This is a genomic window from Rhizomicrobium palustre (genome assembly GCF_011761565.1).
Lineage (GTDB): Bacteria > Pseudomonadota > Alphaproteobacteria > Micropepsales > Micropepsaceae > Rhizomicrobium > Rhizomicrobium palustre.
Window position 1 is genome coordinate 843,480 of record NZ_JAASRM010000001.1, and the last position, 23,742, is coordinate 867,221.

Below are 23,742 nucleotides of genomic sequence, written 5' to 3' on the forward strand. Positions count from 1 at the left end.
TTAGTCTTCCTTGCGCTTGCCGTCGTCCAAGAGAGCGGCGAGACGTTGGGCTTCATCAGTGGAGAGCGGGGCTGCCGGAACGGATTTGTTCACGCCGCGGATATAGAGGACGGCAATGCCGCCCGCGCATAAGAGCAAAAAGAACGGGCCGAACCAGAGCAGATAGGTTTCCGGATCGAAAGGCGGCTTCAAGAGCACGTAATTGCCATAACGCGCCACGAGATAGGCTTTGACCTGCTCGTCCGTATCGCCCGCCATGATGCGTTGGCGCACGATCACGCGCAAATCATGGGCGATGTCGGCGTTGGAATCGTCGATCGATTCATTCTGACAGACGACGCAGCGCAGCTCTTTCGAGATCGCGCGGGCGCGCGCCTCGAGCTTGGGATCGGCGAGCAGCTCTTCAGGGCGGATGGCATAGGCCGTGCTCGCAAAGAGCGAAGCCGCAAGAAGCGTTCCGGTGAAGAATTTGGCGAAGGGTTTCGTCATTTCTGCGATCCTTCCTTGGACAGTTTCTGCGCCAAGGGAATGATCTTGTCCCGGATAACATCCGGGGTGAGCGGGCCGGTCTGCTTGAAGCGGATGACGCCGTTCTTGTCGATCAGATAGGATTCCGGCACGCCATAGACGCCGAAATCAATGCCGGTGCGGCCATACACATCCGCGCCGATCACGGTGTAGGGATTGCCGAGCTCGGCCAGCCAGCTGCGCGCATCGGCCGGGCGGTCCTTATACGAAATACCCATCAAGCGGATGCCAGCCTGGGTCACCAGCGGCAGATAGGGATGCTCTTCGCGGCAGGGAATGCACCAGGAGGCGAAGAAGCTGACCAGCGTGACTTTGCCCTTGAAATCGGCGGAAGCGACATTGGCCTGACCATCCATCAGCGGCGGCAGGTCGAATTCCGGCGCAGGCTTGTTGACCATCACCGAGGGGATGAGATTGGGCGTGATGCCCTCTTCCACCAGATGCAGGCGCCAGGCGAAGAAGCCGCCCAGCACAATGAAGCCCGCCAGCGGGATGAGCGAAACAAGACGCGCTGTGGCGGCAGGCTTGGCGGGCTGTGCCGTGGCGGCGGCAACAGGCGCCGCAGCAACCGGCGCGGCGGCTTGCGGCACGGCAAGCGGCTTCACGCGGCGCAGCGGTGCGCCGACACGATGATGACGGTCGGTGAGCGAAACCACGCCGCCCAAGACCATGATGATGGCGCCAAAGAAGATCCACGGCACCAGCGGGTTGAAGAAGATGTGCACCACCGAGGCGCCATGGCCCGCATCATCACCCAACACCGCATAAAGGTCGTTGATGAAGTTGGTGTGGATCGACACAGTCGACAGCGGCTGCTGCGGATTGTTGTACATGCGCCGTTCGGGATGCAGATCGGCGATGAGGCGGCCATTTTTGATGGCGATGAAATTGCCGCGCGTGGCGGTGTAGTTCGGGCCCTGCACATTGTCTTCAGCGCCAAGGAACTTGACCTGATAGCCCGCGATATTGGCGGTGTCGCCCGGGCGCATGATCTCAAGATATTCGCTCTTGAAAGCCTGCGAGCCGGAAATGCCGATCAGGATGAAGGCAAGCCCCAGATGGCCGAGCGTCATGCCATAGGCCGAACGCGGCAGATGCTTCATGCGGCGCAGCTTATCGGAAACCGAGCCCTGGAACAGGCGCACGCGCGCGGCCCATTCCGAAAGGCTGCCGAAGAGGAGCCAGATCGCAAGGCCAAAGCCGAGCGCGGCCAGGATGGAGCGCTGCGAGATGCCTGCGGCGAGCAAAGTCGCCACGATGGTCACGCCCGTCGCCGCCAGGGTGAAGCGCAGGCGCTTCATGGCGCCGCCAAGATCACCGCGCTTCCAGGCCAGGAACGGCCCGATCGCCATCAACAGGATCATCGGCGTCATCAACGGCACCATGACGATGTTGTAGTAAGGCGGACCGACGGAGACCTTGCCGAGATTCAGGGATTCCATGAACAGCGGATAAAGCGTGCCGAGCAGCACCGTGCCTGCCGCTGTGGAGAGCACGACGTTGTTGAAGAGCAAGCCGCCTTCACGCGAGACTGGGGCGAACAGACCGCCGCCCTTCAGGGCCGGGGCGCGCAAGGCATAGAGGAAAAGCGAGCCGCCGATCACGATGGCGAGCAGCGCCAGGATGAACCGGCCGCGTGCCGGATCGTTGGCAAAGGCATGCACGCTGGTCAGCACGCCCGAACGCACGATGAAGGTGCCGAGCAGCGAGAAGGAGAAAGCCAGGATCGCAAGGAAGATGGTCCAGGATTTCAGCGTGTCGCGCTTCTCGGCCACAATCGCCGAATGGAGCAGCGCGGTGCCTGCGAGCCAGGGCATCAGCGAGGCGTTTTCCACCGGGTCCCAAGCCCAATAGCCACCCCAGCCGAGGGTGTAATAGGACCACCAGGAACCCATCGCGACACCGAGCGTCAGCGAGCACCAGGCGACCAGCGTCCAGGGGCGTACCCAGCGCGCCCAAGCAGCGTCGACGCGGCCTTCGATCAGCGCGGCGATGGCAAAAGAGAAGGCCATCGAGAAGCCGACATAGCCGAGATAAAGGAAGGGGGGATGGAAGGCGAGACCGGGGTCCTGCAGCAGCGGATTAAGCCCCTCACCGTTCAAGGGCGCGGGATCGGCACGCAGGAAAGGATTGGAGGTCAACAAAATGAACAGCAGGAAGGCAAAGCCGATCATGCCCTGAATGGACAGGGCGCGGGCGCGCAGACCAGGCGGCAGGTTGCGGCCGAAGATCGACACCGCGAGGCCATAGAGCACCAGGATCAGCGTCCACAGCATCATGGAGCCTTCGTGATTGCCCCAGACGCCGGTGATTTTATAGAGCAGCGGCTTATCGGTATGGCTCGACTGCACCACATTGAGCACGGTGAAGTCGCTCGTGACGTGGAGATAGACAAGGCAGCCAAAGGAGAAGGCGACCAGTGCAAACTGGGCAAAGGCCGCGGGCCTATCCACCGCCATCCAGGCCGTGTCGCCGCGGGCGGCGCCAATTTGCGGAATGACCGCCTGAACCGCAGCGACGAACAGCGCCAGGATCAACGCAAAAAGCCCGAGTTCGGCAATCATTCTTGAATGTCCGCCATATCTTGTTGTCTGGGCCGGAGTTTTCGGTCCCCGGGGGCGATTTGTCGAGGCCCCCCTGATAGGCATTTATACGCAAACACCAGTATTCAACAAAGAAGCGCGTCAACAACAAAGAACCGGGCGCCAGCAGTGCCGACGCCCGGTCCAATCACGCCTTAGTGAGCATTACGCCCGCTGAAGGTTATTTGCTCTGGTCGACCATGTACTGGACGGCCGCCTTGACATCGGCATCCGACAGATTGGCGTGGCCGCCCTTCGGGGGCATCATGCCCTTGCCTTTAATGGTGTTAGCCGTGAGGGAATCGATGCCGTCCTTGATCAGCGGCGCCCAGGCGGCCTTATCGCCCGTCTTCGGCTTCATCATCTTGTGGCAGGCGGCGCAATTGGCGTCGTAGACGGCCTTGCCGTCAGCAAGCGCTGCGCTGCCCGACATAATAACCGCACCGGCCAGAAGGAATCCGTAAACCGACAGTTTCATTGTGCTCTCCCAAATTGGTCTTTTGGCACCGCGTCCAAGACCTAAGCTTAGCAGCTTAGCCTTAGAGTTTCACCCGCAGCGTCATACCGACCGTCGAAACATTGTAATTCGGCGCACCATAGCCGGCGTTGACGATGCTGATCGCACTACCACCGTTGGTCGTAGGAATAACCGGCAACGGAACGTTCTGCCAATCGTTGTTGTTGAACATCGAATAGCGATAGAGCAGCGCCCCTTCGATATTGTCGGTGAACTGGTAGGCCGCGGTGACCCGGATATCGTCCATCCGCGAATCGATATCAGGATAGTTGGTCACGTTCTGGTAAGTTCCCGTGACGTTCGCCACCGAGACGCCATTGAACTGGCCGAACAGCACCGAGCCAACCGACAGGTTGTATTCGGAGGAAAGTTTCAGCTTTTCGCTGATCTTCCAATCGCCGCTAAAGCCCGCCGAATGCATGTGGGTGGTGTACTTGTTGACGAAGTAGCCGACCGTGCCCGCGCAGGTCGCCGCCGCGTTGCTTTCCGAGCAGGCGCCGTTACCGCGGTTGTCGAAATAGATGCGCTGATAGCTGTAATAGCCGTGCAGCGTCAGGCTTTCGGTCGGGCGGTAGTTGATGTCCGGGCCCATGGTAACGGTGGTAGAATTGGTGATGCCCTGACCTTGGCCGGCGAGGCTCCAATTACCCGCATTGCTGGGATTGGCGATCGCCACCGCTTCGACTTCCGGGTAATGGAAGCGATTGTCGGCATAGCGAATGAACACGCCGCCGGAGAGATCGCCAATCGGGGCGTAATCCGCACGCAAAGTGACCGAATCGGAGACCATCGGAGCCTGGTAATAGGCGCCGGAGGGCGTGCCCTCCTCTTCCGGAGCACCGGTTTCGAGATTACCCCAGGCGGTGCCGTAATGCATCGAGCCAGCACGGTTGGAATGGCCGTAAGAGAGACGGGTCAGGATATCCTTGCCCAGCATCGAGGAGATGTTGAGGTCGAAGCTGTTGGTCTCGCTATGCTCCACCTGCGCATTGGTGCGGTTGGTGTTGTTGAACGCATAGCTCGCGGTCACGCGGGTGCTTGATTCCGGCAGGATGAGATAGGAGAGCTCGGCCGTGCCGGTCTGCTTCACCCAGTTCTGCGGCACGACATAATCGGCGCGGTTATTGTTCTGATCGGGGTTACCAGAGTTCCAGACCTTGAATTCGCTGACTCGGACGTCACGCCCATCCAGCGAATAGTTGATCTTGCCTTCGAGATGTTCGGCGAGCTCGGTCGAGAAGGTGACATTGGCCTGATAGACATAGGCCTGCGCATCGAGCGAGGTGCCGCGGGTGCCCTGATTGGACGAATTGAGGTTGCCGAACCAATTATAGGTCGGGTTGCCCATCGTCGGGGTCAGGCCAGGGTTGGCGCTGTTGGCCGCGAAAGTATCGTCCTGCAATTCCAAGCCGACGCGACCGTTGAAGACCACGCGGGTCTTGGGCGCGAGCTTATCCGACAGCATTACGGTCAGATAATGGGCCGAGTTGCTCGGCGGGGTCGAATAGAGCGACTGCTGCGCATAGGGACCAGACGTGGCCGAAAGCGAAGTTTGGGAAACCGCATAAGGCAGACGCACGCCGGTCATATTGTCGGTGAAGCGCGAGTAGCTGTACTGAATCACCGCCTGATAATCGGGATCGACATAGCTCGCCGAAATATCGAAGCGATCGGTGTCGTAGTCCACCGGCAGGGTGAAGGCCATGCCGCCCCAAGTCTGGCGGATGGATTCTTCCAGGCTGCCCTGCTTGTGTTCGTGGCTGATGTTGGTCGCCAGAACCCAGGTGTCGAGTTCGAGCTTGCCGCCGAGTTCAACCTTATCGCGGCGAGTGCCGGTCTGAACCTGATTGAAATAGGGCGTCAGCGTCGTGGGGTTAAAGTTCGTGTTGAGAACCGTGCCCTTGGTCAGCGGGACATTCGAAGCCCCGCCAAACGGCTTCAATCCGTTATTCAGCGTGCCCTGATCGCCATTCACGGTCCACAGCGAAGAAATGATGTTGCCGGTATAGGTGAGCGCGCTGTAGCTCGCGGTCACGCCCCATTCGCCCTGGCGCCCAAAAGCGAGGTTGATATCGGCCTCGGGGCCGAAATGAATGGTGGTGTCGCTGTTATAGGCGCCGTCGCGGAAGCCCTTGGCGGTCTTATTGCCGGGCTGGAAGGTGAGATTTGAGCCGGAAAACTCGTAATAGTAGGTGTCGCCCGAATTCCAGGCGGGCCGGCGGATCTGAGTGAAGCCCAGATCGACATTGATGCCCGAGGTGGTCAAGCCGTTATAGCGGCCATACTGCCCGGTGTTGTGACCGCCCTGATACTGCACCCCGAGGGTGATCTCGTTGATCACGATCGGCTTGTTCAGTTCAGCCGGAATGTCTTGCGCGAGCGCGGCCGGGGCGACGAGAGCCGTCGTCGAAAGGGCGAGGGCCGCGATGGTGAGCTTGTTCTTCATAACTATCCCCTTGATCCTTGCGACCGTCATCAGCGGAAGAAGAAGGTGCCGCCAGGGTTATTCGAACCGTGGACCTGCGAGTGGCAGTTCAAGCAGGTGCGGTTGTTCGCGAGCGCCGACGAGAAGGTGGCAGAACCCTGCAGGTTGCCGACCAGTGCATGCGCACCGCCGAAGGCACCGCCCGAGTTGTTGCCAGTCGCGCTGTGGCAGGTCGAGCACATGAAGTTCATGCGTTCTTTCATCAGGCGCGCTTCATTGGAGCCGTGCGGCGTGTGGCAGTTCAGGCAGTTCTCGCGAACCGGCTGATGTTCCCACAGCATGGGGCCGCGCTTGTCGGCATGGCAGGTGTAGCAGGTCTGGTTGACCGTGAATTCCTTGAGCAGCTTGGGACCAGCCGAACCATGCGGGTTGTGGCAGTCGGCGCAGATCACTTTGCCTTCGCGCATCGGATGGTGCGAGAACTGGAAGCTCTCGGCGCGCTGCTGGGCGTGGCAGGTGAAGCACTTGGCCGCTTGCGTTGTGCGGACCATCACCGGGTCCTTGGCCGCATGCAGGGTGTGGCAGCTCACGCAAGCAAGGTTCGCATTCTTATGCTGGCTGTCATGCCAGTTCATGCGCTTGGCATCCTGGTGGCAGGTAAGGCAGGCGCCGTTGCGCACTTCGATGGGCGAAGCATTCGGGCCATTGAACACCACCGCGGGAAGCGCGGGCTTACCAGCGGCAAAGCCGGCAGCATGCGAGTTGGACGGACCATGGCAGCTTTCGCAGCCCTTCTGGCCGCCGGGGGCATGCGCATCGCCCTTCATGGCGTGCGGTGTCTTCAAGATATCCGTGGCGGGCGCCTCGTTATGGCACTGGACGCAAGTCGCGGTGCCCTTTTCCGAATAAAGCCCATCGCCAGCGGCCGGAGCAGCCGCAGCAAAAGCCGACGACCCAAAGCCGATCCCCATCGCGCAGATAAGGAGCGCGAAAGCGTAGCTGATGATCCGGTTTGCCGACATTCTTTGACCCCGCATGAAAATTCTCGAGATAGCGAGTTGTTTGCGAGGCTGAATGAACCCGACGTAATCTGTATAGAACAGTACCAGTCGCCGGAGATTTGATGGTACCAGTCCGATTTTGCTGCATATGTCGCAGTCATGGTACTACTTTGGCTCAACCCGCCTAAGTAGTTGCCCGGATTAATCTAAGTAGTTCCCCGCACTTGCTTGTGATGCGTTGCTTTCGCGCGCGAATCAGGCGTGTGGGGGCGCACTTTGAAGTTCGCCAATACGCGCCGCCAGCGCGTCCACTTCATTCCAATCGGTGAACTCTACCGTCAGGCTTGGATCAGTGGGGCCTTTGGTCAAAAACATGATGAACCGAATCATCTGTTTGTCGAACCAGCGGTAGCGGGGATAATCGAGCATACCTGCTATAGCACGCGCCAGAACCGGCTTGAGCGCATGCTTGGCGATCGTCTTCTTTAAATATGTGCTGCCTTCGGCGGACTTCTTCTCCGGCTTGCGCGCGGTGAGATTCACTGAGAGCAGAACCAGCGGCGGCTTTGGCTCCGACACATCATATATAGAGAGAAATTTGTCGGTCAGCGGAAGATGCTTGCCGTAGCGCACGGCGGCGACAAGCACGACTAGCCCGGTCAATTCTCCCGGCGCGGGTAAAGCGACAGACGAATCGCGCGCGATGACTTGGATGCCCTTCTCGCCCAGACGCGCCGCGATGCGCTCCGCGATTTTGCGGGCCTGGCCGTCATGAGAGACATAATAAAGGTGCATGGGCATCCGCGCGGCAAATCACTGGACGATGGTAACGAGCCCCGACCTTCCGCACTAGTCAGCAGCGGCGAGGATCAATTCATTCATTTCACTGTCAAGGCCGGGCGCCGACCCGGCCATCCAGACCAATGTCGACAGGGCGCAAACCCAAATGACGTGCGGCACAAAAATCGATGGCCGGGTCGGCGCCCGACCATGACGAAACAAGATAGAGCCTAAATCTACGCCGCAGCTTTCGCCTTATTTTTTATGCTGCGGCTTTCGCCGCGAGGGCGCAGAGAAGGCCGAAACTTTCCGGCAGGACCCAGCCGCGCGCTTCCACGAGCTTGCCGCTGGCGGCATCTTTAGCGGCGAGGTCTGCGAAAGTGCTGTGCTGCAGCTTGGTCCGAAGCGCGGCGGCGACGGCTGTAGCCTCGAAATCGGGCTTCACCGCAAGCACAGCCTCACCGATCTGGGCTGCACCATCGCGATCGTTCAAAGCCACGAGAAGATCGTCATAGGGGCTCGGCGCATAGCGCTTGCGCAGGAATTTGCTGGCACCCACGCCAGCAGCGCCCAGCACCACGACGCCACCGGCGCCCACGATCAGATTGCGGCGGGAAACGAGGGGCTTCATTTCAGCTTCCCCTTGAGATGATCGGCCAGACGCAGGGCCATGGCGACGATGCTGAGGGTCGGATTGACGGCGCCGTAGGTCGTGTAGACCGAGCTGCCCGCCAGGAAGAGATTGGCGATGCCATGCACCTTAAGATCGGCGTCCACAACGCCCTTCTTGGGATCGACATGCGCGCGAGCTGTGCCCATATGGTGATTGCCCCAATCGATGCCGTTCAGCCACTGGCTGCGCTCTTTCATATTGAGGCGGACCATGCCGACGCGCGAGACCAGGAGCTGACGCCCGAGCTCTTTCAGCGTTTCGCGGAAGTGGTTGAGGTCGGAATCAGAAAGCTTCATCGACAGCTTGATGCGCGGCATGCCCAAGGGATCGCGCGCCGTATCGAGGGTGATGCGGCAGTCAGGATCCGGCGTCACCTCGCAGCCGCCGCCCAGCGTGAAGGCCATGGCGTGAGAGGACTCAACCCCCAGCGCCTTGGCAGTCTGCGCCACCGCGGCCTTGCCGAGATCATCGAGCTTGGTCGGGGTTTCCACGGTGATGGAGGAATCCAGGCGTCCGGCGCTGCGCCGGTATTTTTCGCTCGGGAAAAGCCCGGTGCGCAGAATGGCGCCATGCATCTCCTGCGGGTTCAAATAATAGGGCGCGAGCTTGCCGTCGAAGAGCACCATGGTCGCGATATCGCGCGGGATTGGGTGATCGGCGAAATAGCGTCCCACAACGTCATTCTCGTTGCCGACGCCGGCCTTGTTCACATCGTTGGAGGCGAGCATCAGGCGCGCGGTTTCGATGGCGCCCGTCGCCAGCACCGCTGCTTTCGGCTTCACCTTGAAATGGCGGCCCGTGAGGGTGGCGACATCGATCTCGTCGATCTTGGCGCCATTGGAGGCGAGCCCCAGCCGGGTGACGTTAGCGTGCAGATAGGTGGTGAGATTGCGGACCTTTTTGAGGTCTTCGGCATAGCGTTCGCCGAAATGGGTGGGCAGAACGCTGCCGCGCATACGCGAGAACTCGAACCAGCGATTGGCGACGCCGCCTTCCCCTAATGTCAGGGTCGGCATTTCGCTCTGGGACCAGTTTTCGGCCTTCTCATAAAGCCATTCCCCGGCCTCGCAGAGCACTTGGGCGCGCGGGTAATAGGGCTTGATCGCCTCAAGGCCGAAGGGCCAGCCGGAATGGGGCATCCAGGCGCGTTCTTCGAACTCGATGGGGTCCATCGGACGGCTCCAGCCACCCCAGATATTGGTGCCGCCACCGAGAAAGCGCATGCGCGAGGCTTGGAGGCCAAGATAGGTGACGCCCTCTTTCTTGCCGTTATAGAGGTCTTGGGTCGGCGCCTCGAAAGACATGCCGCCGCTTTCCAGGAGCACAACCTTGAGGTTGGTATTTGCCAGCGCCAGCGCGATGGAAATGCCAGCCGGACCACCGCCGATGATCACAAGATCAGGGGTTAAGACCGTGCCTTCGGGGACAGTGCGGGCGTCGATGAAAGCGCTCACGGGCGCGGCCCTTTCAGTTAGGCTGAGAACGCGGCTTTGCGGCCGCCTGGGCGCATTTCTTGGCGCCTTTCAGCGCCCCCGGACAAGCCAAAATTTGTCGCAGTAGAAAGGACTTGACGGATTTTCACGCAGTCAGAGGTCAATCGTTCGACAGATACGAAGATAAAGCCTCGATCTGGCGGTCGGAGAGGTTTTTGGCGACCACGCTCATGACATCACTTTTGCGTTGCCCGGAGCGGAAAGCGCCCATCACCATGCGGAAATAGGCCGAGTGCTGACCGGCGATGCGCGGCATCACCCCTGCGCCCTCGCCCGCCTTGCCATGGCATTGCTGGCAGGGGTTGATGCCCTTGGAAGGATCGCCGCTCTGATAAAGCTGCGCCCCTTCGGCGGCGAGCGCCCCGCCGGTCTGCGCGCCAGTCGGCTTTTGCTGGGCGAAATACTGGGCGATCTGCGCGATGGTCTTATCGTCCAAAACCCGGGCGTTACCCCACATATAACCGCGGGCATGGGTGTCATCGCGCTTGTGATCGCGGAAATTCTTGAGCTGTGCGCTCATATATTCAGCCTGCTGGCCATTGAGGCGGGGAAACATCGGCGAAACGCTATCGCCCCCTTGGCCATGGCATTTCTGGCAGCCCGCAATGAATTTCGGATCCAATTGCTGGGCGCAGGCCAGCGAGGAGATCAGACCAAGAGCCATAGAGGCCGCGGCGGCGAACCGGACAGTCTTCACCTGACATCCTCCCGTGTTTGATGCGGGCGATTCTAACACGCAATGCCTTGACGCCAAACGGCTTTCACCAGGCGGCTGCTCCGCCCAAGGGGAAGCTAAGAGCAGCCCATTCCAGAACAGCCTTAGTGTTCTTTCAGATTGGTGGCGCGCAGAGTGACCACGGCGGCGCAGTACACGCCGACATCCTCCAGCGCCGAAGCGCCCGGCTTTCTATATTTAAGCGAAATTTCCTGCCGGGATTTGTCGATGCAGAGCTCGCTCACCGGCGGCTGGCCCGCCTCGGCATTGCCAACCACCGTTCCGCACACCACCGTCTCCGAGTCGGAGGTTTGAGTCAGGCGGGCGGCCTGGAAATAATCCTTGGCGGTCCGAAGGTAGAGATAGCCCGCGCCTTTGACGGTCTGGACATACTGAACGTTCTTGCCGTCTGTGCAGGTGGCAACCCAGGTGGTCGCGTTCGCGGCCGTTCCCGTCAGCGCGGCCAAAGCCGCGACGAGCATGATCTTACGCATGGTGTTTCCCCGGTTCGGCATTGTCGTATGCACGGAGGCCGTGCCGACTCCGGCCACCCGATCGCTTGGGTATAGTCTACACCCTGCGATGCCTCGTTTCCGCGCTACACTATGCCGCGAGAGGGGCGGCCGCGGTGGATTGGTAGTTTATACGTATAAAACACCAAGCATTAGCCTTGACGCGCACCTTGCCGCTCCGTAGTTCGTCTGCGAAAGTCATTTGCATAAGGTTCGAAGGGGTTTGGCCGTATATTCGGCGCCGTGCATCGCAAGCGCACCCTTTCTGACCGGCGGAGGCAGAACCATGACAGCCAAACGCAATTTCTTCACCTGGCTGAAAGATGTCGTGCTGTTCTTCGCGGCACCGGCCATTGCATTGGCCTATCTCGCCCTCTTCCCCTTCATCGGGATCATGCTCTTGAACCAGCATCTGAAGGCGAAGCGTGAGCAAAAAGCCCAAGGCTAAAGCGGGCGGGATTTAACGACGGGCGCACCATCATGGCCTCATTCTTTTCCAAAGACCGCCTCCAGCGGCATTTTCCGGGCAGCGTGATCCTTGGAGCCGTCGCGGCCCTGATGCTGTTCGCGGCCCCGTCTTTCGGCATGGGGCCGGATGACGAGAAGTGCCTCGCCTGCCATAAGAACGCGATGGAAAAGCCGCTCGCCAATGGCGAGACGCTTTCGCTTCAGATTCACGACCAGAAATTCGGCAGCTCGGTCCACGCCATGTTCGGCTGCGCGGCCTGTCACAGCGATATCGATGCGAGCAAGCATCCGAGCGCGGTGATGCCGATCGAAAGCAAGCGCGCTTTCTCGGTGGAGCGCTCCAAGGTCTGCGCCACCTGCCATACCGATCAGGCCACCCAATGGAGCCATGGCGTGCACGCGGCGCTCGTCAAGGCGGGCAATCCTATCGCGCCGGTCTGCACCAGCTGTCACAAACCGCATGAAGTGACCAAGGGCGCCGCCCAGGCCATGGACACGGTGCCGTGCAAGACCTGCCACAGCGAAATTTTCGACGCCTATTCCAAGAGCGTGCACGGCGTCTTGCGCGGTGCTGGCCTCACCCAGGCGCCGCTCTGCTTCTCCTGCCATGGCGCCCATGACGTGAAGGTGCCGACCGAAGGCGCTGGCCTGAAGAACACCTGCTTCGGTTGCCATAAGGATGCGGAAGCAAAGCACGCTACCTGGCTGCCAAACTCGCAGCTCCACTTCAAAGTGGTAGCCTGCGTGGCCTGCCACTCGCCCAAGGCCCATCGCAAAGTCGATCTCGTGCTCTATCAGGGCAACGATAAGGATGGCACCAGCCGCCCCTTAGGCGTGCCGGCATTCGAAGGCAGCCATGATTCGACGAAGACCGGCCCCGCTGGCCTCGACGCCATGACGCTGTTCAATGTGCTCGCCTCGCTGAATAAGCCCGGTGTGGAGCACAAGACCGCCATTCGTGGCCGACTGACGGTTGCAAGCGGCGTGGAAGCCCATCAGCTCACCACTGCCGATCAGGCGATCTCCAATTGCGCCACCTGCCATAAGGCTGGCGCGGAAGCCTTCCAGAGCGTCTCCATCTCGGTGGCGGGCCCTGGCGGCATCCCGGAACATTATGATGTGAGCAAAGACGCGCTGCGTTCGGTGCTGTCGCTCAATTCCATCGGCGGCTTCTATGCCATTGGCGGCACGCGCGTCACCCTGCTCGATGCCTTGCTGGTCCTGATGCTGATGGTCGGCTTTGGCCTGCCCGCGCTGCATCTTATCATCCGCTTCCTCGCCGCCCGCCCGGGCGACAAGCAAAACCAGACGCCGAAGGAGAAGTAAGACATGTTGCGCAAGGTCTTAATTCATCCCCTTCCGCTGCGCATTTGGCACTGGACCAACGCGCTTGGCATGATCCTCTTGGCGCTGACCGGCATTCAGATCCGCTATGTCGATCTGATCAATATCGTCAGCTACAAGAACGCGGTGATGATCCACAACTACACCGGCTTTGTGGTCATCGCGAATTTCTTCGTTTGGCTCGCCTTCCACCTCATCACAGCGGAATCGCGCAACTATCACGCCGAGCTCAACCCGGTGAAGATGTTCAAGGGCTGCCTCAACCAGCTCGTCTATTACGGCTATGGCATGTTCCAGGGCTGGAAGAATCCCTTCCACATCGCCAAGTACAAGAAGTTCAACCCGCTGCAGGGCCTGACCTATCAGATCGTGATGTTCGTCTTTGTGCCCTTACAGATCCTTACCGGACTGATGCTGTGGGACGTGACGCGTTTCTCCAAGATCGTCGATTTCCTGGGCGGCGTGCGCGTGGTTGACACGGTGCATGTGATCATCTTCACCATCATCGCCTGCTACATCCCCTTCCATGCCTATCTCGCCACGCTCGGCCGCACCCCGGGCGAGCACATCCACGCGATGATCACGGGCTATGAAGAGGTTGAGGAAGAAGACGAAGAGAAAAAGGCGGAGTAATCACCCCGCATTCGTCATGGCCGGGCTCCGACCCGGCCATCCATGCCATCGCCGCAGATATCTTTCAAAGTTGCCAAGTTTCACGTTCGTCTGGGTGGCCGGGTCAAGCCCGGCCATGACGGCGTTGGAGTTTCACACCCTCAACCCGCCCAGCGCCTCAGAGAGGAGCGCAATGCCTTCGCGCATGCGCGGCAGGTTCAAGCCGCCATAGCCGAAGATCAGCGCGCGCTCGTAAAATTTGCAGTCCTGCGCGCCAGGATCGGTAACGCCGGTGATGCGCACACCCCGTTCGCGCGCCGCCGTGATGATCGCAGAAGCTTGCGGAAAATGCTCGGGCAGGAGCCAGGTGAGCTGTGTGCCCGATTCAGTCCCTAAAAGTTTCACCTCGCCAAAATGCCCTCGCAACGTGCCAATCAAACTATCGCGCTGATCAAGGCAGAGTTTGCGCAACCGGCGCAGGTGGTGATCATATTCGCCGCTCGCCAGAAGATTAGCGATGACCATCTGCTCGAAAGATTGGCCGCCCTCGGTGCCCATGGATTTGATGGCGACAATGCCTTCGGCAAATTCGGGCGGCACCAGAAGATAACCCAGGCAAAGCCCCGCGCCCAAGCTCTTGGTGAAGGAGCCGATGTAGAACACCAGCCCATAAGGATCGATGGTGGCGAGCGGCGGCTGGGCCACGCCCTGATAGCGCAGATCGCTGTCACTATCGTCTTCGATGATATAGGCGCCAGAACTGCGGGCCCATTCGATCAGCTCGGCGCGGCGGGCTTGCGGCAGCGATCCGCCCACCGGGTTCTGCCGCGCTGGCGTGACATAGGCCAGAGAGGCCGGGCCATCCGGCAGGGCTTCGGTGACGAGACCGGTCTCATCCACCGGCACGCCATAGACCTGCGCCCCGCGGGTGCGGAAGAAGGTGGTGATGTCGTCATCGCCGGGCGCTTCCAGGACAACACGATCACTGTGGCGTTGGAAAAGATGCGCCACCAGACTGCAGGCATGACGCCGCCCGGAGACCACAATGATCTGTTCCGGCGAGGCGAGTATGCCCCGCGTGGCCGCGAGATAATTGGCAATGACGTAGCGCAAGGTTTCCACACCTGCCGCAGGCCCGGGCTTTCCGAAAATCGCAGCATCAGCGAGCAGCACTTCGCGCATCCAGCGCAGCCAGACCTTTTGTGGCAGCTGCATGCTGGGATCGAGCACGGTGGGCGAAAAATCGATTCCGCCATCGGCGGGCGCAGCAGCAGGCTTTGCCGCGTAGCGCAGGCTTGGCGGATAAAGCACGCCTTGGCGTGGCGTATCGAGCGGCGCTGTGCTGGAGGTCACCGGCTTATGCTGGCGCGGCGGCGTGGGCGAGACGAATGTCCCTATTGCGGGGCGGGTTTCAAGATAGCCTTCCGCGATCAACCGCTCATAGGCGAATAATACCGTACGGCGAGAAACCCCGACTTGTTCAGCAAGAAAGCGGGTGGCGATGACGCGCGTGTTCGGTTTCAGCTTGCCCGAGAGGATGAGCTCGCGAAGCTGTTCGAATAATTGGTCCTGCAGCGGCACCGGCGCAGTGCGGTCCAGTTGAAGCGGCAGGTTCATGGCCGTTCTTGTACCAAACTAATCTCGATCCGCTCGCTATCCCCACTTTGGGGACCCCATTCTCAGGGGCTCCATTCCTAAGGGACCGCACAGCCCTGTCAATTGCGGACAACCGTTATACGACTCCGCCGACGCAGACGCCGGGAAGCTAGGCCGATTCAGCTTGGATGGCGAGGGAGCGTTATACCCGGCCTGCCTTCAGGGCGGCGAACACCCCCTCCGCTTCAGGGCCGATAATCAGATGCAGGCTTTGCGCGCCCCTGGCCAAGCTGCGGATTCCCGCCCGGCGCAGAACACCCGCATCGCTGAGACGGCTATCGGCGAGCTCCACAACAATGCGGCTGGCACAAAGCGTCAGCGCCTTCACATTGCCTGCCCCGCCGAGCCCGGCGAGAACCGCGCCGACCGGTAAGCTTGTGGAAACAACACTAGGCGATGGTTTCTCAAGCGGGATGGATGCGAGCGGCTTGCCGATAGCGGCTTTGATCTCTGAGGCGATCTGATCGGCTTCAGGGCCAATCACCACCTGCAAGGCGGTGGGCGACGGCCGCACGAAGCCCTTAGCCCCCAGCGCACGCAAAGAGGCTTCATCAATACCCGTATTAGACTTCACGGAGAGGCGCAGACGCGTGGTGCAAGCATCCACCGCGGTAAGATTGTCCGCGCCACCCAGCGCGGTGAGATAGGCCGCACCGCGATCCGTGGCGGCAGCCTGTAGCGTGGTTGCGGGGGCATCGTCCCGGCCCAGCGTTTTCAGATTGAAGCGCTGAATAGCGAAACGAAAGACGCTGTAATAGAGCGCGAAATACACAAGCCCAACCGGCAGCAGCAGCCAAGCCTTCTGTGCCTTGGTGTAATTGATGACGTAGTCGAACAAACCCGCCGAAAAGCCGAAGCCGAGATGCACGCCCAAAATATTCATCAGCACCATGGAGAAGCCGGTCAGCAACGCATGCAGCACATAAAGCGGGGGGGCAAGGAACATGAAGCTGAATTCGATGGGTTCCGTGACGCCGGTGAGAAAGGCGGTCAGTGCCATCGACGCCAGCATGCCGCCAACCTCCTTGCGACGCTCGGGCCGCGCGGTGTGATACATGGCAAGGCACGCCGCGGGCAGACCAAACATCATCACCGGGAAAAAACCGCTCATGAAAGCGCCCGCCGAGGGATCGCCAGCAAAGAAACGATTCAGATCGCCGGTGACACCGTGATAACTGCCGAGATTGAACCAGGCGAGGTTGTTGAGGATGTGGTGCAGGCCGGTGACGATCAATAACCGGTTCAGAGTGCCATAGATGAACAGCCCGACACTGCCAAGGCTTAGCACCGCATGGCTGGCGCTATCCATGGCTTGCGAAATTGAAGGCCAGAGGGTGCCGATAATGAAGGCCGGGATGAGCGCGAGAAACCCCGCTGCAATCGGCACAAAGCGGCGCCCCGCGAAGAAAGCGAGATATTCCGGCAAGCGGATGGTGTGAAAGCGGTTATAGAGCCAGCCTGCGACAAAGCCTGACAAGATTCCGGTGGGCACGCCGAGCTTGGCAAGCTGGCTATCTTTGAAATGCTCTGCAGCCAGCGATAGTGCCGTACCCGAAAGCCCCGTGAGTTCCGAGGGCGGCACCAGCATCAAGGCTTTGGCGCCGGTGGTGGCGACGAGGAAAAACACGGCCCCAGCCAATGCCGCCGCGCCATGATTTTCCTTGGCAAGGCCGACCGCGATGCCGAGCGCGAAGAGCAGACCGAGATTTTGGAAAATGGCCGCGCCCGCCGAGGCGATGAAGGCGATATTCAGCAGATCAGGCTGGCCGATGCGCAAAAGTATGCCAGCCGCCGGGAGCACCGCGATGGGCAGCATCAAGGCGCGACCCAATTGCTGGATGTTTTCGAATTTCACGAGAGGTGCTCCTTTTGAAGGAGGGCGCGGACGGCTTCGGCGCTGTCGCAGGCAAGTGCCTCGGCGGCGAGCGCGCGGCAGGTTTCGATGTGCAGGGCGCGGATCAAGGCCTTCACCCGCGGAATGGCCGGTGCGGGCATGGAAAGCTCTTTGACGCCAAGCCCTATCAGCACCGGCACGGCAGCAGGATCAGCGGCTAGTCCGCCACAAATCGCTGCGATCTTTCCGGCCGCATTAGCGGCTTCCGCCGTTTTGGCGATCAAGCGCAGCACGGCGGGATGCAGCGCATCGAGCTGTTTGGAAAGCGTCGCATGGGTGCGGTCGATGGCGAGGGTGTATTGCGTGAGATCATTGGTGCCGATGGAGAGAAAATCGGCTTCCGCAATCAATTGATCAGCCAAGAGCGCCGAGGACGGGGTTTCGATCATCACACCCAGCGGCGGGATGGGTAGATTGGCATCGGCACAGATCTGGCTGAGCAGCGCACGGATCGCGCGCAGTTCCGGCAGCGCGGTGATCATGGGCAGAAGAATGCGGCAGCAGCCAAAAGGCGTGACGGAGGCAGCGGCTTTCAATTGCGTGGTCAGAAGCTGCGGCCACTCAAGCCCCGCACGAATGCCGCGCAAGCCCAGCTGGGGATTATCCTCCGGCGGGAAGGAAAGATAAGCGACCGGCTTATCTGCACCGATATCGAAGGTTCGTAGGATGAAGGGGCGATGCTGCAGCGCCTCGGCAATGGCTTGATAGGCGGCGCGCTGTTCGTCTTCGCTGGGTGGGGTCTCGCGCTCCATGAAAAGAAATTCGGTGCGCAAGAGGCCACAGCCTTCGGCGCCGAAAGCGACAGCCGAAGCGGCTTCTTCTGCACCCTTGCCGAGATTGGCGAAGACCTCGATGCGCGCACCGTCAGTAGTGTAGGTGATCTCCTGTGCTTCGGCTTTTTCACGGGAGGCGCGGGCCGCCGAAAGCGCGGCATCTTCTTTGGCCTGTGAGATGGTGGCGGCATCCGGCGCGGCATCGACAAAGCCACCCGAAGCATCGAGCAGGATTTCGCTGCCTTCGGCAATGCCAAGCACTTCTTCGCCCGCGCCCACCAAAGCCGGAATGTTCATCGCGGCGGCGAGAATGGCGACATGCGAGGTCGGCCCGCCGCGCGCGGATAGAATACCTGCGATGGAAGATGCGTCAGAAAGATGCGAGGGTAGGATTTCATCCGCGATCAGGATGGCATTGGGCGGATAGGTGGTGCGGACCTCAACCCCAATAAGCCGCGCGAGCATCTGATGTTCGAGATCGAGAAGATCGGCGGCGCGTTCGCGCAGACGCGGGTCCTGAAGACTGCGAAACACCTTCGCAAAGCGGCGGGTCGCGGCTTTCCAGGCGAAAGCGGCACTTTTGTTTTCTGCAATGAGGGCAGAGGCGGCCGCATGCAGTTCGAGGTCCGACAATAATTCCATATGCGCCGCGAGGATTTCGCGTTGCGCACCCTTCGCGCGCCCTGCCGCCTGCGCGATGTCGGCCCGCAAGCCAGAGAGCGCCTCCTGCAAGGCAGCTGTTTCAGTGGCGAGTCCGCAGCCCTCTTCCGGCACCGCGATTTCGGCGAGGCCCAAAGGGGCCGCGATGCCCACAACACGCCCCGGCGCAGCGGTGACGCCAAATATCTTGCTGCCCGCATTGGCGCGCTTCGATGCAACAATGGCGGGGGCGGAAGGTTTTTCTTCTTTATGCGGTTGATCGAGCAGCGCGGCGAGTTTGGCGAGGGTCTCTTCGGCGTGTTCGCCTGTCGCTCTGAGAAGGACCTCATCCAGGTAGCGAATGCCCAAAGCCATCACAGCGATGGCGCTTTTGGCATTGGCGCTGCGGCCCTGACAGGTGATGGACACCTCGCCTGCGAAAGCTTTCGCCGCTGCGGCCAGCACCGCGGCGGGACGGGCATGCAAACCATGCTCAGACGCGATGATCACGCGGCGCGTGGCGGTTTCGCCTTTGGCGTTTTGCGCGGTAGCTTGCACGCGGGGTTCAACGGAAAAGAGCGCTTCGCCTGCCGCGATTTCGCGGCCAGTCATCAGAGATGTGAGCGTGAAGCCTTCGCCATTAGCAAGGATGATGGGCGTGATCAGGCTTTTGGCTTTCTGCGCGAGAAGATCGAGATCGAAGGCGAGCAGCGGATCACCTGCCTTCACCTTGGCACCCTGTTCGGTGAGCGGTGTGAAGCCCTCGCCTTTGAGCGCCACGGTTTCAAGGCCGACATGAATGATGATCTCTGCGCCGTTTTCCGCGCGAAGTGTGACGGCGTGTTTGGCAAGCCCGATGACCTCGCCATCACAAGGCGCGCAAACGCGGCCCTCACTCGGGTCAATCGCGACACCATCGCCCAAGATGCGTTCGGCGAAGACCGCATCGGGCACTTCCTCCAGCGGCGCAACCCAGCCCGAACAAGGTGCAACAATCGTGAGGGCCATGGTTACTCCTGCACCAGCGGCTGCACCCAATCGATTGCCCAAACGGGATCGACCTTGCGCCGCGCGAAAACAAAACAAAGATCCTGCGCGCCTTTTTGCGGCGTGATCTTCACAGAAAGATGAGAGGTATTGGCCTTCAGCGGCACAACTGCCAGCTTTTCGCCTTTGCAATCGCCTAAGCGGATTTCGAGCTGGCCATGGGGTGCGGCTTTGGCATCGAGCGGGATATGCTTGATGTCATCGCCGATCTGGAAATTGAAGGGCAGATGGGTGACGGCAATGTCGAAGCCGCGCACAGACGAAAGATCGATCCCCTTATAAAACCAGCAGGGGTTCATCACATCGACCATCACCACCGCACCGCTATGGCCCTTCTGCGCCAGAGGAATGCCGTTACCGCAAAGCTCCAGCGTGTAGGAATTACGGCGCAGGATAGATTGTGCAGTGAGGCTCTCACTCCGGGGCGGGGCAATGGGCTTGCCCTCTGCAAAGGTCGTCGCGGTGATAGTGGCGGGCAGCTTGGTGTCGAAAGGCGCGCTATAGAGGGGGGATTGCGGTGTGGGTGCGGAACCGTCCAGCGTGTAATGGATCACGCCGTAGCCGGATTGGTTGGAGAGCGTCACGCTGGCGCCACTTTGCGCGGGCTTCGCCGCGACATTCACCGAAAAAGCGGCGTCGGAATAGCGGATGCCGAGCGCCTGATAGCGGCGCATCTGATCCGGCAGGCGGGAAAGAAAATCCGGCCAATTATGCTTTTCGCGCGGCGTCCAGGCGATTTCGGCAACAGCGGCAAGGCGCGGGAAACCGGCATAGAACACCGCATTCATCGTCGGCAGATGCTCGGTCCAGATATTGGCCTGCATGCCGATGAGATGTTTTGCCAGCGCGCCTTTGGGCTCGGGATCGAAGGCATAGACATCCTTCAATGTCGACTGCACGCCGCGGCAAGTCGGCTCTCCCTCGCGCGCGATCTGGCAGTAGTCGAGATAGAGTTGCGGCGCGGGCGAGAACACCACATCATGGCCTTTCTCGGCCGCTTCGATGGCACTCTCGGGCGTGCGCCAGCTGGTGATCGCGGCATTGGCGGGCGGACCGCCTTCCAGAATCTCGTCCCAGCCGATCAGCCGCCGCCCATGCGCGTCCAGATATTTGCCGATGCGGGCGGTGAAATAGCCTTGCAGTTCTTTCGTATTCGGCACGCCCAAGGCTTTCATCTGCGCTTGGATTTTGGGCGAAGCATCCCATTGGCCCTTGGGGGCTTCATCGCCGCCAACATGAATATAAGGGCTCGGGAAAAGCGTCATCACTTCCGAAAGCACGTCTTCCAGGAATGCGAAGGTCGCATCATCGACATTATAAAGGTTGGGGAAGATGCCCCAATCGCCGGAAACCTTGCGCGACGGATGCTTGATGGACGCAAGTTTCGGATAAGCCGCCAGGGCGGCAGAGGCATGGCCCGGCATCTCGATTTCCGGCACCACGGTGATGTGGCGCGCGGCAGCATAAGCAACCACGTCACGCACCTGATCCTGGGTATAGAAACCACCATGACGGCCTTCGCGGCTGTTCTTGCGCCAGGCGGCTATCTTGGTGAGGAGCGGATATTTCTTGATCTCGATGCGCCAGCCCTGGTCATCGGTCAAATGCCATTGCAACACATTGAGCTTATGGATCGCCATCGCATCAATGAAGCGCTTGACCTCGTCCACCGTCTGAAAATGGCGCACGGAATCCAAGAGCACGCCGCGCCAGGAAAACCGCGGCGCATCGGTGATGTTTTGCGCCGGGATGGTGGAATTTTCGGAAGCGAGCTGCCAGAGCGTAATCGTGCCGTAGAAAAGGCCCGCCTCACCTGTTGCGGCGATCTCCACCCCTTTGGGCGTAATTTGCAAGCGATAGGCTTCCGGCGCGAGACCCTCGACATGACGCAGCATCACTGCACCCTCGCCGCCTGTATCCGGCAGCGAGGTCTTTTGTAGAAGTCCCGAAAGATAAGCCTTGGTCGCGGCGCAACCTGCCGCATCGGCGCAGCTTATCGCCGTGGCGCGGGAGAGCGCGAAGGTGCCGTCGCTCTTTTGGATATCGGCCGCAAGCGGAATCATGGCCTCTGAATTTGCACCCAAACAGAGAAAAAGAAAGGCCAGAGCGGCAGACGTGCGGAAGATGGATGCCATGTTGCGTGCCTATGAAGGTGGCGGAAAAAATCTATGCGGTGCGGGCCTCCGCGGGAAGCGAAAAGCACGCGTAAACGCGGTATAGTGGCCGGAACGGTTCTGGGATGCGTAATGACCGAGGCGATATTCGAGACAGCCCTGAAGCTGCATGGCGCGGGACGCCTTGCCCAAGCTGAAGGGCAATACCGCGCTCTGTTGCAGCGCGCGCCACACCATGCCCCCGCGCGTCACCGGCTTGGGCTGCTGTTGATCCAGACGGGGCGCCTGGCCGAGGCACTGAAGGAATTGCAAAGGGCGGTTGGCGATACGCCGCAGGATGCGCAGCTGCGCCAACATTTTGCGCTCTTGCTGCACCGGCTCGGCCATACGGCAGAAGCGGTGCGCGAAGCCGAAGACGCGGTGGCGCTCAAACCCGATTTCGCTGCGGCTTGGAGCACGCTGGGTGCGGCGTTGCTCGCACAAAACCAGCCGGAGAATGCGCTTGCCGCCTTGCAGCGCGCCGTGATGCTGGCGCCGAACGATGCAGAGGCGTGGAAGACGATTGGGCAAACGCGACTGGCGTTGGACGCCTATGATGCGGCGCGAGAGGCATTCGAGCAGGCGCTGCGCCTTGCGCCGCGGGCGATTACCGCACAGCTTGGGCTGTGTGAAGCCTTGGGCAGCTTGGGCCGGCAGGAAGAAGCGCTGACCTGCGCCGAACGCGCTTTGGCGGTTGATCCCGGCTATGCCCCCGCGCATTTGGCGCGTGGCACGGTGCTGAAACAGCTTGGCCGGTTCGACATGGCCGCAGAGAGTTTTCAGCGCGCCACGGAACTGGCGCCCGATACTGCCGCCTTCCATCGCGCCTTGGGCGAGACGCGGCGCTATGGGGCCGATGATCCGCGCCTTCAGCCATTGGAAGCTCTTTTGGGGCGGGAGCTGCCCGCCACGCAAAAGGTGGAACTCCATTTCGCCCTGTTCAAAGCCTATGACGATCTTAGGCGGCACGACGAAGCCTTCGCGCAGCTGGAGGCCGGCAATCGCTTGTACCGGGCAAGCCTGCCCTATGACGAAGCGGTGGTGTTCGCGTTTTTCGATGCGATGAAGCGCAGCTTTGATGCGGATGCTGTTCGGGATGTGAGCCGCAACGATTCGGAGCTTGCGGTGTTTATCGTCGGCATGCCGCGCTCGGGCACCAGCCTGGTGGAACAGATTCTCGCCAGTCACCCCGACATATATGGCGCGGGCGAGCGGCAATGGATCGCCAGCTTGGCGCGCGAAATCCTGCCGGGGTATCCTGCCGGTGTGACGGCCGCGGCGGCGCAAGAGCTGGGGCGTCGCTATGAAGAAAAGCTGCGCGCGCTGTCTCCCCATGCGAAGCGGATCACCGACAAGCTGCCCGCCAATTTTCGCCATTTGGGGCTTATTCATAGAGCCCTGCCGCAGGCGCGCATCATTTATCTTCGCCGCGATCCGCGCGACACCTGCTTTTCCTGCTATTCCAAACTTTTCCGCAGCGGGCTGAACTTCGCTTACGACCTGGGCGAGCTTGGCCGCTATTACCGGCGCTATGAGGATTTGATGGCGCATTGGCGCCACGTGCTGCCGCCGGAATGCCTGCTTGAAATCGAATACGAGACCCTGGTCGAGAACTTCGAAGCCGAGGCGCGGCGGCTGGTAGCATTCTGCGGTCTTGAATTCGATCCTGCCTGCCTGCGCTTTTACGAGACCAAGCGCGCGGTGCGTACGCTTTCCGAATTCCAGGTGCGCCGCCCACTTTTCTCGGATTCTATCGGACGCTGGCGTGCTTACGAGCCCTTCCTTGCCCCGCTGATCGCGGCGCTGTCCTGACTTAAAAAAAGAGGCAGAGCGGAAAGCTCCACTCTGCGCTTCTAAGTTGGTTCGAGGGCAAGTGTGCATGTGCTTTAAGGGCCCGGCTAGGCACGACGCCCAGCCGGGTCGAAGAAGG

At 60.6% G+C, this 23,742-nt stretch carries 18 protein-coding genes and 1 pseudogene; 4 read left to right on the forward strand and 15 right to left on the reverse strand.

The window, feature by feature from the left end; genetic code table 11:
- The 11 genes and pseudogenes from FHS83_RS03630 to FHS83_RS03680 all read right to left on the reverse strand — a co-directional run bounded on the left by FHS83_RS03630 (position 1) and on the right by FHS83_RS03680 (position 11,208).
- Positions 1 to 489, reverse strand: a complete 489-nt coding sequence (locus FHS83_RS03630; RefSeq protein ID WP_167080990.1) for a cytochrome c-type biogenesis protein — start codon at positions 487 to 489, stop codon at positions 1 to 3.
- Entirely contained in the window at positions 486 to 1,133 is a 648-nt protein-coding gene (locus FHS83_RS19880; protein WP_425061523.1) for a DsbE family thiol:disulfide interchange protein, read from the reverse strand. Before FHS83_RS19880 ends, FHS83_RS03630 begins: the two co-directional genes overlap by 4 nt.
- Positions 1,134 to 3,092, reverse strand: a pseudogene (locus FHS83_RS03640) (heme lyase CcmF/NrfE family subunit); the annotation flags it as partial.
- A 199-nt stretch (positions 3,093 to 3,291) separates the two neighbouring features.
- Complete coding sequence (locus tag FHS83_RS03645) at positions 3,292 to 3,588, reverse strand: c-type cytochrome (protein WP_167080991.1); 297 nt, start codon at positions 3,586 to 3,588, stop codon at positions 3,292 to 3,294.
- A gap of 61 nt (positions 3,589 to 3,649) precedes the next feature.
- Entirely contained in the window at positions 3,650 to 6,073 is a 2,424-nt protein-coding gene (locus FHS83_RS03650) for an MtrB/PioB family outer membrane beta-barrel protein (RefSeq protein WP_167080992.1), read from the reverse strand.
- Between the two features lie 29 nt (positions 6,074 to 6,102).
- Entirely contained in the window at positions 6,103 to 7,074 is a 972-nt protein-coding gene (locus FHS83_RS03655; protein ID WP_167080993.1) for a DmsE family decaheme c-type cytochrome, read from the reverse strand.
- Positions 7,075 to 7,308: 234 nt separating this feature from the next.
- The gene (locus FHS83_RS03660; protein WP_167080995.1) at positions 7,309 to 7,848 is read right to left on the reverse strand and encodes a flavodoxin domain-containing protein; all 540 of its coding nucleotides are present in this window, start codon (positions 7,846 to 7,848) and stop codon (positions 7,309 to 7,311) included.
- 247 nt (positions 7,849 to 8,095) lie between these two features.
- Entirely contained in the window at positions 8,096 to 8,464 is a 369-nt protein-coding gene (locus FHS83_RS03665; protein ID WP_167080997.1) for a hypothetical protein, read from the reverse strand.
- On the reverse strand, positions 8,461 to 9,960 hold the full coding sequence (locus FHS83_RS19735) for a GMC oxidoreductase (protein ID WP_167080999.1): 1,500 nt from the start codon (positions 9,958 to 9,960) through the stop codon (positions 8,461 to 8,463). Before FHS83_RS19735 ends, FHS83_RS03665 begins: the two co-directional genes overlap by 4 nt.
- Before the next feature lie 139 nt (positions 9,961 to 10,099).
- Complete coding sequence (locus FHS83_RS03675) at positions 10,100 to 10,696, reverse strand: c-type cytochrome (RefSeq protein WP_167081002.1); 597 nt, start codon at positions 10,694 to 10,696, stop codon at positions 10,100 to 10,102.
- Positions 10,697 to 10,818: 122 nt separating this feature from the next.
- Positions 10,819 to 11,208 carry a hypothetical protein gene (locus FHS83_RS03680; protein WP_167081004.1) on the reverse strand — a complete coding sequence of 130 codons (390 nt, stop codon included), beginning with the start codon at positions 11,206 to 11,208 and terminating at the stop codon, positions 10,819 to 10,821.
- A gap of 304 nt (positions 11,209 to 11,512) precedes the next feature.
- On the opposite strand from FHS83_RS03680, the gene FHS83_RS03685 reads away from it, so the two are divergent.
- From FHS83_RS03685 to FHS83_RS03695, 3 genes are read left to right on the forward strand one after another with little or no spacing between them, the layout of a single operon-like run.
- Positions 11,513 to 11,674: a hypothetical protein gene (locus FHS83_RS03685; RefSeq protein WP_167081005.1), complete on the forward strand. Its 162-nt coding sequence runs from the start codon at positions 11,513 to 11,515 to the stop codon at positions 11,672 to 11,674.
- Positions 11,675 to 11,706: 32 nt separating this feature from the next.
- Complete coding sequence (locus tag FHS83_RS03690) at positions 11,707 to 13,020, forward strand: hypothetical protein (protein WP_167081007.1); 1,314 nt, start codon at positions 11,707 to 11,709, stop codon at positions 13,018 to 13,020.
- Between the two features lie 3 nt (positions 13,021 to 13,023).
- Positions 13,024 to 13,671 (forward strand): cytochrome b/b6 domain-containing protein, encoded by a 648-nt coding sequence (locus FHS83_RS03695; RefSeq protein WP_208414208.1) that lies wholly within the window; start codon positions 13,024 to 13,026, stop codon positions 13,669 to 13,671.
- Positions 13,672 to 13,803: 132 nt separating this feature from the next.
- On the opposite strand, the gene pdxR is transcribed toward FHS83_RS03695, so the two are convergent.
- From pdxR to FHS83_RS03715, 4 genes are all read right to left on the reverse strand, one after another.
- The gene (pdxR, locus tag FHS83_RS03700) at positions 13,804 to 15,267 is read right to left on the reverse strand and encodes a MocR-like pyridoxine biosynthesis transcription factor PdxR (protein WP_167081009.1); all 1,464 of its coding nucleotides are present in this window, start codon (positions 15,265 to 15,267) and stop codon (positions 13,804 to 13,806) included.
- A 181-nt stretch (positions 15,268 to 15,448) separates the two neighbouring features.
- Positions 15,449 to 17,161 (reverse strand): N-acetylglucosamine-specific PTS transporter subunit IIBC, encoded by a 1,713-nt coding sequence (nagE, locus tag FHS83_RS03705; RefSeq protein WP_208414209.1) that lies wholly within the window; start codon positions 17,159 to 17,161, stop codon positions 15,449 to 15,451.
- A complete protein-coding gene (gene ptsP / locus FHS83_RS03710; RefSeq protein WP_167081011.1) occupies positions 17,158 to 19,620 on the reverse strand; it encodes a phosphoenolpyruvate--protein phosphotransferase in 2,463 nt (820 codons plus the stop codon). Before ptsP ends, nagE begins: the two co-directional genes overlap by 4 nt.
- A 2-nt stretch (positions 19,621 to 19,622) precedes the next feature.
- Positions 19,623 to 21,794 carry a family 20 glycosylhydrolase gene (locus FHS83_RS03715; RefSeq protein WP_167081013.1) on the reverse strand — a complete coding sequence of 724 codons (2,172 nt, stop codon included), beginning with the start codon at positions 21,792 to 21,794 and terminating at the stop codon, positions 19,623 to 19,625.
- A 111-nt stretch (positions 21,795 to 21,905) separates the two neighbouring features.
- On the opposite strand from FHS83_RS03715, the gene FHS83_RS03720 reads away from it, so the two are divergent.
- Positions 21,906 to 23,624, forward strand: coding sequence for a tetratricopeptide repeat-containing sulfotransferase family protein (locus FHS83_RS03720; protein ID WP_167081015.1), 1,719 nt, complete (start codon positions 21,906 to 21,908; stop codon positions 23,622 to 23,624).
- Positions 23,625 to 23,742 lie beyond the last annotated feature (118 nt).

Excerpts from the sequence above, each read along its gene's own strand:
- FHS83_RS03630 (WP_167080990.1), bottom strand. The coding sequence starts at position 489 with ATGACGAAACCCTTCGCCAAATTCTTCACCGGAACGCTTCTTGCGGCT.
- FHS83_RS03645 (WP_167080991.1), bottom strand. The coding sequence starts at position 3,588 with ATGAAACTGTCGGTTTACGGATTCCTTCTGGCCGGTGCGGTTATTATG.
- FHS83_RS03650 (WP_167080992.1), bottom strand. The coding sequence starts at position 6,073 with ATGAAGAACAAGCTCACCATCGCGGCCCTCGCCCTTTCGACGACGGCT.
- FHS83_RS03655 (WP_167080993.1), bottom strand. The coding sequence starts at position 7,074 with ATGTCGGCAAACCGGATCATCAGCTACGCTTTCGCGCTCCTTATCTGC.
- FHS83_RS03660 (WP_167080995.1), bottom strand. The coding sequence starts at position 7,848 with ATGCACCTTTATTATGTCTCTCATGACGGCCAGGCCCGCAAAATCGCG.
- FHS83_RS03665 (WP_167080997.1), bottom strand. The coding sequence starts at position 8,464 with ATGAAGCCCCTCGTTTCCCGCCGCAATCTGATCGTGGGCGCCGGTGGC.
- FHS83_RS03680 (WP_167081004.1), bottom strand. The coding sequence starts at position 11,208 with ATGCGTAAGATCATGCTCGTCGCGGCTTTGGCCGCGCTGACGGGAACG.
- FHS83_RS03685 (WP_167081005.1), top strand. The coding sequence starts at position 11,513 with ATGACAGCCAAACGCAATTTCTTCACCTGGCTGAAAGATGTCGTGCTG.
- FHS83_RS03690 (WP_167081007.1), top strand. The coding sequence starts at position 11,707 with ATGGCCTCATTCTTTTCCAAAGACCGCCTCCAGCGGCATTTTCCGGGC.
- FHS83_RS03695 (WP_208414208.1), top strand. The coding sequence starts at position 13,024 with ATGTTGCGCAAGGTCTTAATTCATCCCCTTCCGCTGCGCATTTGGCAC.
- pdxR (WP_167081009.1), bottom strand. The coding sequence starts at position 15,267 with ATGAACCTGCCGCTTCAACTGGACCGCACTGCGCCGGTGCCGCTGCAG.
- ptsP (WP_167081011.1), bottom strand. The coding sequence starts at position 19,620 with ATGGCCCTCACGATTGTTGCACCTTGTTCGGGCTGGGTTGCGCCGCTG.
- FHS83_RS03715 (WP_167081013.1), bottom strand. The coding sequence starts at position 21,794 with ATGGCATCCATCTTCCGCACGTCTGCCGCTCTGGCCTTTCTTTTTCTC.
- FHS83_RS03720 (WP_167081015.1), top strand. The coding sequence starts at position 21,906 with ATGACCGAGGCGATATTCGAGACAGCCCTGAAGCTGCATGGCGCGGGA.